8 protein-coding genes are annotated in these 12573 nt (G+C 49.9%); all 8 read right to left on the bottom strand.

The annotated features are described in order from the left end of the window. Positions 1-6 precede the first annotated feature (6 nt). A complete protein-coding gene (gene selD / locus Undi14_RS10125) occupies positions 7-1053 on the bottom strand; it encodes a selenide, water dikinase SelD (protein ID WP_370589944.1) in 1047 nt (348 codons plus the stop codon). A 195-nt stretch (positions 1054-1248) separates the two neighbouring features. After that, positions 1249-2688, bottom strand: coding sequence for a DEAD/DEAH box helicase (locus tag Undi14_RS10120; protein ID WP_186898056.1), 1440 nt, complete (start codon positions 2686-2688; stop codon positions 1249-1251). A 356-nt stretch (positions 2689-3044) separates the two neighbouring features. Further along, positions 3045-4226 (bottom strand): cellulose synthase complex periplasmic endoglucanase BcsZ, encoded by a 1182-nt coding sequence (gene bcsZ, locus Undi14_RS10115; protein ID WP_234030524.1) that lies wholly within the window; start codon positions 4224-4226, stop codon positions 3045-3047. Positions 4227-4405: 179 nt separating this feature from the next. Then, on the bottom strand, positions 4406-5200 hold the full coding sequence (gene fabI / locus Undi14_RS10110) for an enoyl-ACP reductase FabI (protein WP_186898057.1): 795 nt from the start codon (positions 5198-5200) through the stop codon (positions 4406-4408). 632 nt (positions 5201-5832) lie between these two features. After that, positions 5833-7548, bottom strand: a complete 1716-nt coding sequence (locus Undi14_RS10105; protein ID WP_200179992.1) for an ABC transporter ATP-binding protein — start codon at positions 7546-7548, stop codon at positions 5833-5835. 9 nt (positions 7549-7557) lie between these two features. Then, positions 7558-8661, bottom strand: a complete 1104-nt coding sequence (locus Undi14_RS10100; protein WP_200179991.1) for an ABC transporter permease — start codon at positions 8659-8661, stop codon at positions 7558-7560. A 12-nt stretch (positions 8662-8673) separates the two neighbouring features. Beyond that, the gene (locus Undi14_RS10095; RefSeq protein ID WP_200179989.1) at positions 8674-9612 is read right to left on the bottom strand and encodes an ABC transporter permease; all 939 of its coding nucleotides are present in this window, start codon (positions 9610-9612) and stop codon (positions 8674-8676) included. A 34-nt stretch (positions 9613-9646) separates the two neighbouring features. Then, the gene (locus Undi14_RS10090; RefSeq protein ID WP_234030523.1) at positions 9647-11503 is read right to left on the bottom strand and encodes an ABC transporter substrate-binding protein; all 1857 of its coding nucleotides are present in this window, start codon (positions 11501-11503) and stop codon (positions 9647-9649) included. Between the last annotated feature and the right edge of the window lie 1070 nt (positions 11504-12573).

Raw genomic sequence — 12573 nt, 5'->3', positions numbered from 1 at the left:
AAAAAATCAGGGGTTAACTTCAACTGCAGGTAAGCCTGCAACAATATCACCAATGACAGCAGCTTCAAAGAAGTCACCTTCACGGAAAATCGTTAAAACAGCGTCTGTTGCTGACGCCTCACAAGAAACTAATAATCCGCCGGATGTCTGCGGATCGGTCAGCAATGCCTGTTGCGCAGCGCTGATACCGGCATTCAGTCGGACATCATTTCCGTAGGCTGCCCAGTTTCTGGCAGAGGCACCGGTGATAAAACCCTCAGTTGCGAGCTGCTCTACTTTGTCCAGCAAAGGAATGTCCTGCATGCTGAGTCTGGCAGTGACGTTGGCACCGCGGCAGACTTCCAATAAATGCCCGAGCAGACCGAAGCCGGTGACATCTGTCATCGCATGCACATCGTCGAGTTGGGATAGCTGTTGTCCCGGGCGATTCAGCTTGGTCGTGCTGTTGATCATGCTGGCGTAACCTGCGTCATCCAGCGCTTGTTTTTTGAGCGCGGCAGACAAGATGCCTACGCCAAGAGGTTTGCCAAGGATGAGTTTGTCGCCAGCTTTGGCATCCGCATTGCGTTTCACTTTTGAGGGATGTATCAAGCCCATGACGACCAGACCATAAATCGGCTCAACCGAATCTATCGTATGGCCACCTGCAATCGGAATGCCGGCTTCGGCGCAAATGGATTCTCCACCCTGAATGATTTTGCCGATAACATCAAGCGGCAGTTGATTGACCGGCATGCCTACCAGTGCCAATGCCATGATGGGCGTGCCACCCATGGCATAGACATCGGAAATGGCATTGGTGGCGGCGATGCGCCCGAAATCGAATGGATCATCGACGATGGGCATAAAAAAGTCGGTGGTGGCGATCAGTGCTTGCTCGTCATTGAGTTTATACACCGCAGCATCATCGGCCGTTTCTATGCCGACCATTAAAGCGGGCGGCACTGGAAAGCCGCTGGATTTTTTGAGAATTTCAGCGAGGACGCCGGGAGCGATTTTGCAGCCACAACCGCCACCATGGGAAAACGATGTCAGGCGAACAGCAGGTTCAATGTTGGTGGTCATAGATCATCAGGAGAGTGCGTTCATCAAGCTGATGATTATACGCCGGGGACATCAGTATAAAAAAAGCGACCACCGTAGTGATCGCTTTTTTGTGATATTGCTTATCTGGCAAAAGCTATATCGACGTACTATGCAGCAGAATGAAGCCGCACCGTCCGTTGTTCAGCTTCGTCCAGCAGACGATTAATAGTCGCCAAATGAACGACGTGCGCCACCTTCGCTGGAACGATTGCCTTTATAGCCACCGCTGCCTTCTTTACGTGGCGCAGCGCCTGTGCCTGCACCAGCTGGTTTGCTGAATGAGCGTTGACCTGGTTTGCTATTACCAAAGCCGCCACCGCCTGGTTTGCGGTTGTCGCCCGGTTTCCAGCCACCTGGTTTGCGCGCGGCAGAGCGTGGTGCAGATGCTGTTTTCTTCGGTTCAAAACCTTCGATCACATCGACCGGGATCAATTGTTTGGTGAAACGCTCGATGCGTTTGACATGCATACCTTCTGCGTGATTGACCAGCGATACTGCCAGACCTTTACGGCCTGCGCGACCAGTACGGCCAATGCGGTGTACGTAATCTTCAGGAAATTTAGGTAAGTCGTAATTGAATACGTGGGTGATGCCTGGTACGTCGATACCACGGGCAGCAACATCAGTTGCGACCAATACGCGGATCTGACCACGACGCAAACCGTCAAGCGTGCGGTTACGCGCGCCCTGATGCATGTCACCATGCAGTGCAGCAGCGGCAAAGCCAGCAATATTCAGGCGATCTGCAATCGTATCTGCATCACGTTTAGTCGCAGTAAATACTACGGCCTGATCCATGGATTCGTCGCGCAACAAATGGTCGAGCATACGATTTTTATGGGACAGATCATCTACGAAGTGAACTTTTTGCTGGATGTTTTCATGTTTGCTGGCAGAGCCTGCAATCTGAATCACCATAGGATCCGTCGTGATGCGTTTTGCCATGTTGCCGACAACGCCATCAAGCGTCGCAGAGAACAGCATGGTTTGACGGGTGGCTGGTGTCGCGGCAACGATTTTTTCGATGTCATCAATGAAGCCCATGTCCAGCATGCGATCTGCTTCATCGAGTACCAGCATTTGCAATTCAGAGAAGTCGATTTTGCCGGAATCCATATGGTCGATCAGACGACCTGGAGTCGCGACCAGAATTTCAGGATTGCGCGACAACAATTGCATCTGTTTTGGGTAAGGCATACCACCCAGAATCGATACGGCTTTGATACGGCGTGAATAGGCGCTGTATTTGTCAGTTGCGGTTGTGACTTGCAACGCGAGTTCGCGGGTTGGAGTCAATACCAGCATTTTTGGTTTTGCTGCGACAAAACGAGGACGGTCGCCACGTGAGCGGGCGGATTGACGTTCCTGATTTGGTGTTTTGCTATTGTCGTAAGTAACGACTTCAGCGGAAATCAATTTATGCAAGGCTGGCAGCATGAACGCCGCAGTTTTGCCGGAGCCGGTCTGGGAAGAGACCATCAGGTCACGTCCGTTGATCGCTGCGGGAACGGCTTGTTCCTGTACTGGTGTTGGCTTGGTGTAGCCGGAATCTGTCAGGGCGCGGATCAGGTTGGCGTGGAGGCCTAGTGCTTCAAAACTCATGGAATACTTTCGTAAAAATTTAGCGCGATGAGAAACTAACGCGCGCAAAAATGCAGCGCCAACCAAACGAAATAAACACAGAGAATCCAACAACGGACGACAATGAGATTTCGGCACAAAAGCTTTGCGCCAGGATGATGTCTTTGGTGTAACCAGACATGCAGGGCGGGAGGGCTTTTACATGCTAACTCCGGTACGGAGATGCACAGGCTTGCGATGCTACAGTTTTCTTTACTGCGTTTTATTGCAGTGCAAAAACGAAATGATACATGATTTTACTAAAATTAGCACCAGTTTTTAACAATTGCAGCGGCCTGTCTTAGCTGAAAGGGCGAGTTTCATCGCTTGCGGGCGGCTTATCTGACTTTTTTGCAGCTCTTCTGCCAGGCCATTTCTGCTTTTCCTTTTGCAGAAAATGCATAACGTTTTTCGCGCCAGCCGAGGGCGAATAAGGATAAGACCTGATCGTAATATGCATCGGCCTTGATGGCTTGTGCTTCCAATCGCAATTCCTGCTGTTGCAGCGCTTTACTTGCTTTGCCGGCCTGCAGGAAGGGTATCAGCGCGGCAGAAAATCCGGATGATCCCGGGCTTTTCACTTCGCCAGTTATGATGTTGACGAATTCTGGCGGGTAGCCTTTCATCTCGGTTAGTTTTGCCATTGGTGACAATGCCTTGATTAAGGTGGCGTGATCAGGATCGTGCTCGTTCATCATTCCCGCCCATAAATAAACCCGGATGGCGTTGTAACCGCCATCGCCTTTTTCTGCGCCGTTGATGTCAGTGGTGAAGCCTTTATTCGGATGAAACAGGATCCAGTCTGCGGCATAGCCTTGTGGTGACGAACCAAGAATGATCTGTATGGATGAGACCAGCAGTTGCTTCCAGCGTGGATCTTTATCTGTGCTGTCAAACCAGCGCAAGAGTTGAATCGGCAGGTAACTGGCATTGAGCTTCCAGGACTTATCCGCTAACGCAAATCCTGTTGGCGCGGGTAACAGCGTCAAGCCCAGTTTGGGGATGTCCGCCGTTTCTTCGTTCAGGATGCGTTGCGCAAGTAATTTTGAGAGCGCCGTGTAGCGCTTTTCATTCCAGGCATCGCCCGCGAGGCCAAGCGTGTAGGCGATCCATAAGTCGGCGTCGGATGCCGCATTTTTATCGATGATGCCCCAGCTTTCATCGGCACGTTTGCCCCATTGCCAGGCGGGTAGGTGGGCGGTCAGATCACCGTAGGCGAGATTGTTTTCGGTCCAGCGCAGGAGTGTGTCAAAACTTTCCCTGTCGTTGGCGATCAGGGCGAAGAACAGTGCATAAGCCTGGGCTTCGGAAACAGTCGGTTTGATACTGCCGCTGTGATCGATTACGCGACCATCGGCGGTGATAAATGTTTGTTTGAAATTCGACCAGGCCGGCCATGCAGAATGGCATCCATCATTCTCTGCCCATACATGATTGCTGCTGGCAAGGCCGATCAGACAAATCATCAGGACTATCAGTTGCTGAGTCAGTTTTGTGGGGAGCTCAAAAACGGCGCGCATAGTATTGAGTGAATTCGTGGCGTATGACGAAGGGTGGTGCTACGTTGATTTTGTCCAAGTGTAATCGATTGCAAAACGATCACGAGATTCTTGTTGAAATTGATGGCGTACGACAATACGACAGGCGATAAAAAAGGTGCAGCCAGTGCACCTTTTTACATGTCAGTATGTAGCGCTTCTTAGTGGTTGTAAGAATCGGCATTCAGACCCATCACATGCGAGAAGCCACCGTCAACATAAGTGATTTCGCCGGTGATGCCGTTGGCCAGATTCGACAACAGGAATGCTGCGGTATTGCCGACATCTTCGATAGTCACATTGCGACGCAGTGGTGCATGGTCAGCCACGAAGCCCAGCAGCTTACCGAAGTCTTTGATGCCAGAGGCTGCCAGTGTTTTGATCGGACCAGCAGAAATACCATTGACGCGTATGCCTTTTTTGCCGAGGTCTTCTGCGAGGTAACGTACAGATGCTTCCAGCGATGCTTTGGCCAGACCCATCGTGTTGTAATGCGGGATCGCACGAATCGCGCCGAGGTAAGACAGCGTCAGCAAGGCAGAATCTTCGCGCAACAGAGGCAGGGCCGCTTTTGCCATGGCCGGGAAACTGTAGGCAGAGATGTCATGTGCGATGCGGAAAGCTTCGCGTGAAAAGCCGTCGAGGAATTCTCCGGCAATCGCTTCGCGCGGTGCAAAGCCGATCGCATGAACCAGGCCATCAAGGCGATCCCAGTGCTGCGCCAGATCTTTGAAGGTAGCGTCGATTTGTTCGTCGCTGGAGACGTCGCAATCGAAAATCAGTTTGCTGTCAAATTCTGCTGCGAATTCGGTAATTCTGTCTTTAAAACGATCGCCGACATAGGTAAATGCGAGTTCAGCACCTTCGCGTTTGCATGCCTGTGCGATGCCGTAAGCGATAGAGCGATTCGACAGTAAGCCGGTGATCAGAATTTTTTTGCCTTGCAGAAATGCCATGTTGACTCCAGGTATTGTCGTAATGCGGATGCGGCTGTTAGCCGAAAATGCCTTGAAAGGCCGCATCAATATTACGATGTGGTTTTCGGTCATTTTTAAAAGCCTGTTTTACTTTCAAGCAGGTTTTTAAAAATTTTCCTTTACTGATTACTTTCACCAGCTTCTTATTAAGCCGGTTTTCGTTGCTTTCCGGATAGCGGGGTGGCAACAACAGGTCGGAATTGTAGATGCTTCGCGCAAATCGGGCAAATACTAACTTTCAATCAAATGATGGCAGCTGGACGATCAGTCGGGGACAAGTGCAAGCCCGGATGTTTTAATGCTGCGCCGGCGGGCGGCCTTTGTTTCTGATCGCGATCACAACATCACGTATCCATGCTTCTTTATTGCGAAAGACTGGCTTAACTTCGCCTAACATGCATACCCTGAGTTCGTTTCTCACAGCTGACGTGCGCAGAAAAAATAAGCGTGATCAACTGGTGTTTTTACTCTAAATATACTCCCCCCAGTATATTTTAAATGCCCAATGTTTATTCGGACTATTCAGCTGTTTTTAAACATACTCCCCGAAAAAGATTATTTGCAGAGGGTCGGGTCAGATTCGCCCGGGGCATCATTACTCCATCGTCTGCTCAGATGCCGCCGTTAACATGCGCTGCTTGCAGCCCGCGCGGTATCGCTTGCAACAGAGTTTGGGTATAAGGTTGTTGCGGATGCAGATAAAGCTCATCCGAATTCGCCAGTTCCACCACCTTGCCTTTATTCATTACCATGACCTGATCGGCGATGTATTTCACGACCGCCAGATCATGCGAAATGAAGATATAAGATAGGCCGAATTCTTCCTGCAAATCCTGCAGCAGATTCAGCACCTGCGCCTGCACCGAGACATCGAGGGCTGATACCGATTCATCGCAGATCAGCACTTCCGGTTTCATTGTCAGGCAGCGCGCAATCGCAATCCGCTGACGTTGGCCGCCGGAAAACTCATGCGGATAACGATGGAAAGCGGCGGCAGGTAAGCCGACCTTATCGAGTAACTGCATTGCCATCGCCACTCTTTCATTATTGCTGGCGCCGATCTGGTGTATCAGCATAGGCTCCATCAGGATCTGGCCGATGGTGAAGCGTGGATTGAGCGACGCGTAAGGGTTCTGGAAGATGATCTGGATCCGGCGCTTGTACGGTAAAAACGCTTTGTCCGACATCGACAAGATATCTTTGCCGTCAAACAGCGCTTGTCCGCTGGTGGCCTGATGCAGGCGCATCAGCGTTAAGCCCACCGTGGTTTTGCCGGACCCGGATTCGCCGACCACGCCCAGGGTTTTGCCGCGGGCGAGTTTGAAGGAAACATTCTCGACCGCTTTGAATTCTTTTTTGCCGAAAAAACCATCGCGTGTAAAAAAGCTTTTCCCCAGATTATTGACTTCGAGGATGATTTCTTCATCGCCGCGAATGCCGCGTTGCCGTTCTTTTTGCGCGGGCAGGGCACCTTGATGATGGATGAAATCGGCGATAACGGGCAAGCGCCACGGGCGGGTATCAAGCGAAGGGCGGCAATGCAGCAGCGCCTGCGTGTAAGTGTCTTTCGGTTGCTCGAAAATCTGTTGCACCGTGCCGGCCTCGCGAATGACGCCATGCTGCATGACAATGACATGATCAGCAATTTCACCGACCAGTGCCAGATCGTGCGTAATAAACAGCACCGACATTTTGTGCTTCACGCGCAGCGCGTCGATCAGATCGATGATTTGCTTTTGTATCGTCACGTCCAGCGCTGTGGTCGGTTCATCGGCGATCAGTAATTTAGGCTCGCAGGCAATCGCCATTGCGATCATCACGCGTTGTTGCTGACCGCCTGACATCTGGCTAGGATACGCATCCACTTTGGAGTGGGGGTCTGGAATGCCGACTTCTTCCAGCAGTGCAATCGCTCTGGCACGCGCCTGTTTGGCATTCATGCCCATGTGCAGGCGCAGGACTTCGGCAATCTGAAAGCCGACCGTGAAGACCGGATTCAGGGACGTCATCGGCTCCTGAAAAATCATGGATATGTCTTTGCCACACAGCTCGCGCCGTTGTTCTGTGCTGAGTTCCAGCAGGCTGCGGCCTTCAAACAGAATTTTGCTGTCAGAAGCAATGCTGGACGTGTCCGGTGGCAGCAAGCCCATCACGGCCAGTGAGCTGACCGATTTGCCGCTGCCCGATTCGCCCACCAATGCGACTGTAGCGTTATGCGGAATCGTGAATGACACGCCTTTGACCGTTTCTACACTGTCTTTTTTATTGATACGAAAAGAAACGCGTAAATTCTCGACCTGAAGTAATGGCGAAATAGAGTGAATCATGGTGCTTCCTTATTTCAGCTTAGGATCAAGCGCATCGCGCAGGGCGTCGGTGAACATAGAAAATGCCGTCACCAGCACCGCCATCGCGGTCGTTGCCGCCACTAGTTGCCACCATTTACCGAGGATCAGTTCATTCTGGGCTTCATTGAGCATGCTACCCCATGACACGGTACCGACAGGAACGCCGAAGCCGAGGAAGCTCAGTATCACTTCTGATTTGATGAAGCCGACTACCAGTATCGATACCTGCACCAGCGCGACGTGGCTGACATTCGGAAAAATATGGATGAACATCTTACGGAAATGGGTTGCGCCGATGGCGTCGGCGGCCCACACGTATTCACGCGCTTTGTGCTTCATGTATTCGGCGCGCATCAGGCGGAATGGGCCAGTCCAGCCGGTGAAGGCCAGAATCAGGATGATGGTGGAAACGCCTTTTTGCTGTAAAACTGCCGCAACCGAAAGTACCAGCAGCAAGTAAGGAATCGACGTGAAGATGCTGTAAAACCAGTTGAAGAAATCATCGGTGCGACCGCCGAAATAACCGGCAAATGCGCCGAATAAAGTGCCCAGTAATGTTGCCAGTACTGCGGCAACCAGACCTACCACAATCGAGGTTTCTGCGCCTTTAATTGTTTTCTTGATAATGTCATGCCCCCATTTGTCGGCACCAAAAGGGAGGGTGCTTGCACGTTCTGCGACGATGGCTTTGCCGGACTTGGCCAGTGCGGCATTGATGTCGGACATCTCTTTTGCCAGCGGATCACTGATGCCATAAAAATCCAGTGGCTCAGTTTGGCCGGAAGTTTTCTGACGCAATTCGCGCAAGACATCTTTCAAAGGATCAAGCGGATTTTCTGCTGTGTTTGCCTGAGCTGACTGAGCAGCATCCATTTTTTCTGCTGGCGCATCCGCGCCGATAAAGTGTGGCGGTGCGTAACTGACGCCGGTTTCCTGTTCCCAGTCGGCAGCAATCATGCCGCTGGCGGACAGGATGAGCATCAGCAAAAATGCCGTGACGATCGCCAGAGAAACCATGGCAATTTTGTCGGCACGCAAGCGACGCCATGCGAGCGTCCATAATCCCGGAGAGGTGTGAGGTTGCATAGTCATGATGTGCGATCCTTATTTCAACTGCACGCGTGGATCAACCGCCTGGTACAGCAGATCAGTCAGTAAGTTAAATATCATGGTGGCTGCGGCGACATAAACCGTAATTGCTTTGATGACGGGAAAGTCGCTGCGTTCGACCGCCAGTATCACTTCGCGGCCTATGCCCGGAATCGAGAAAAAACGTTCAATCAAAAATGCACCGATCAGCAGGGCAGATAAGTTCGACATCACATGGGTGATGATGGGAATGGAGGCATTGCGCAACACGTGTACCCATTTCACGCGCCGTTCAGGCACACCCTTGGCGCGCGCGGTACGGACATAATCCTGATTCACTTCGTCGAGAACAAAACTGCGGAATAAGCGCAGATTCGGAGCGACACCAACGGCCAGTGCAATCAGAATCGGCAGGGCGGAATATTTGAATAAATTTTCGCTGAAGCTGTTGCCCCATCCTTGTACCGGAAACAGACTTAATTGATACGCGAAGAAGTACTGGCCGACGATGATGTACACCAGAATACTGATGGACATACCCACCGTGCAAGCGATCATGACAGTGCGATCAGTCAGCGAGCCGCGTTTAAAAGCAATGGCCAGCGCGAGCGCAATGGCGATCAGTGTTTCTAAGATCGTCAGTGGAATCAGCACCGTCAATGAAGGACCGAGACGGCTGCCGATAATCGATGATACCGCCTCACCGGTACTCCAGCTATTGCCGAAATTAAAGGTCAGAATTTGCTTGATAAAAATCCAAAGCTGAACATAGTAAGGTTGGTCTATGCCAAGCTGGCTGCGGATATTCGCAATTTGTTCGACGTTAGACATTTTGCCTGCCAGCAGGTAGGCCGGATCGCCGCCGACCCAGTTGAACAGGAAGAATACCAGCAGAATCACACCCAGCATGGTGGGTGCCATTTGCCATAAGCGGCGCAAGATATAAGCGGTCATGAGATGTCCTGGTAATTCGGAAGAAGATGGTGCATTACTTGTTTTTATCGATGTCGATGTAGGTCCACTCGACATGCATCACAGGATGCTTTTTATAACCGATGACCCGCGCTTGCGAGAGCATATTGCGGTAACGCGCATAACCGATTCTTTGCGCCGAATAGACTTCCATTATCCGCGCCATTTTGTGATACAGCGCGTCACGTTCTTCGCCTGCTGGCAATTTTTGCGATGCTTCATACAGTTTGTCGTATTCAGGAATCGCAACGCAGCCATTGTTATTCATATGAATATTCTTGCTGTAAAACAGCTGCATAAAATTGTCGCCGTCGGGATAATCGGCAATCCACGGCGAAATACGTTGTGTCAACTGGCATTGCTTTTCTGCTTTCAGAATTTCAGCAAAAGGACGGAAATCCACTTTCATACGGATGCCGACGCTGTCGTAAGTTTTTTTCCAGACTTCTGCCTGTAATTTGCCGCGTGATTCGGTTTGTGCCGTATAGGTGATTTCCAGTGGCTGGCCATCTGGCAGGGTGCGGTAGCCGTCTTTTCCTTTTTTGTAGCCGAACTGATCAAGCAGCGCGTTTGCCGCCGCCGGGTTGTATTGAATGCTGCTGCGGTATTTTGGATCGTGTCCAACCACGCTGGGAGGGATGGGAAATTCAAGGGGAACCGCTTCGCCGTTATCGACAATCCGGATTTCGTCCTCGACTTTATGTGCCATGGCCACCGCACGGCGCAGGGCAATTTTTTCTTTGCTCAAGCCGCCCCAGACTGGGTCTTGCATGTTCCAGTAATAAATCGTCAGTTCGGGGTCGATAATGCGCGATAGTTGCACGCCCTTTTTCTCGAATTCAGGTTTCAGCTTGCCATTTTTCATGACTTGCGGAGCGAGCCCGCCGTAAAGCTGAAATAAATCGACTTCATCTTTTTGAAACGCCAGCAGGCGTGACTGATCTTCGAGAATGACGTTGACGATCACTTTGCCGATTTGCGGCATGCGCTTGCCTTTCATCGCCTTAACAATTTGCTGATCCGCTGGATCTGCGCTGGCGGCGTAGTCCCAGTAGACGGGACGATAGTCCGGATTTGCTTCCAGTACCATTTTCGATCCACGTACCCACTCTGTTAACTTATAAGGGCCGGTGCCGACTGGATTCGCCATCGCCAAGCCCTGTAAGTCCTGATATTTTTCTATGACTTCCCGTGCGACTGCTGACATCGCGGCATACGATAAAATCATCGGTAAATTGAAATCAGGGCGGCTGAGATGTATACGTAAGGTGTACTTGTCGACGATTTCCAGTCCCGGAATTTTGACGTCGTAGTCGAATTTCCCGGTTTTCTTCGCTTTGGCGGCATAAGCATCCAGGCCAATAATCTTATCTTCCAGCAACCAGCGGTGGCTTGATGCGATTTTCGGATCCATTAAGCGCTTGAAAGAGTAAACATAATCTTCCACTGTCAGTTCGCGCTTTTTTCCTTTGAACGCGTCATCCGGGGTGAAGTAAATGCCTTTCTTGAGGCGTATCGTGTAGTTTTTTCCATCCGCAGAGACTTCTGGTAAATCTGCGGCGGTCTCCGGGATAACTCTGGCAGGGCTGGCCAAATAGTCGTAGCTGAATAAGCGTTCAAAGACAACTTCGTTAATTGTATTGGAATATAAGTCGCGCGTTGCAGCGGGATCGAACCCGGTTTCCGCAACTGGGAAGATTGTTCTTAAGACTTTTGTCGGATCGGCAAAACCCGCGTCTTTGTTGGGCTGAGTTGCGTTACTGATTCCGCAGTACAGCGCGATAAGGAGAAAACTACCGATGACACACATCCGTTTGTATCCGTGCAGATGCATGACCCCGGCAGATTTGTTTTTTGCGAACTTAAAATTCATATAGCAATGTCTCCAACTTCCAGATATGACCAACCTCAGTGGCACTGATTCCGGCCACCTGATGCAGTCATTTGTTAATCTGATGAAAAGGCGGAGGAATTTCTTAGTAGTGCGCCGTAACCTTATCTTAAGTTTCTGGAAATAAGGAGATAGGAAGAAAATTTTTATTGCTTTTGATTGCACTTAAATGGTGCGATTTTGCGCATTTATAGGACGTGATCACGGTTTAAATGACAGATGATAAAAAAATTTTGCTGTCATGCATTAAAAAACAAAGAGAAACCGGCGCAACTTTTGTGGGATTTCAGTCGATATTTCTATTGAAAGTAAATTTTATTCAGTCCTGAGTATTCAGTAACGAATAATTTTATGAAAGTTTTTCATAGAGGGGGGCACGCACTAATTTTATGCTGCAAGGCACAAATTAATGCATTTCCTTTATTTTTCTTTTTTTGGCAGAATAATCGTTGTTGTTTTTCTGGGGAATACTATTTGCTAGCTATTGACAGTTGATGGCGAGAAATGGTTTTATGCGCCTTCGGAAAAATTTGGCAGATAAATTTACATATTTTTCTGTAGAATATAAGTTTATTTACATCAAGTTACTTTGGACAAAAATATTTACACGAAGTTGGTTTTTTTACTTCGCAGTCTGATAAATTGATTCGTGTAAATGTGTAATGTTTTGAGCAACCGATGCTCGGATATATTCAGATCTCGGTAATCTGCTTGGATTAAATGCGAATTTGCGATTGCAGAATTGATTGTTCGTTGCTGCGGTAGTTGAAGCTGAATGACGGACTGAAATTCTGGCCTCTATTTTGCTTAAGAAAAACCGGTGCGTTCTGTGTAGGAAACTACTGACCGCATAGCGTATTTATAATTGTTTTTGTTTGAACCGTTTTGACGTGAGTCAATAGTAGACCTTGTGGGGTTGGAGGAGTATTAATGGATTTTTCAGATCGCCAGCAAGAGCCGGGCAAGAAGTTCCTGGGCATAGGGCTGGTCATAGCGTTTCACGTAGTGCTGGTGTATGCACTGCTCAATGGCTTGGGTACCAAGCTCATCGA

The organism is Undibacterium sp. 14-3-2, assembly GCF_016595265.1.
In the GTDB taxonomy this organism is placed as follows: Bacteria; Pseudomonadota; Gammaproteobacteria; order Burkholderiales; family Burkholderiaceae_D; genus Undibacterium; species Undibacterium aquatile.
The sequence above is the reverse complement of the archived record's forward strand: the minus strand, read 5'-3'. Positions and strand labels throughout refer to the sequence as shown.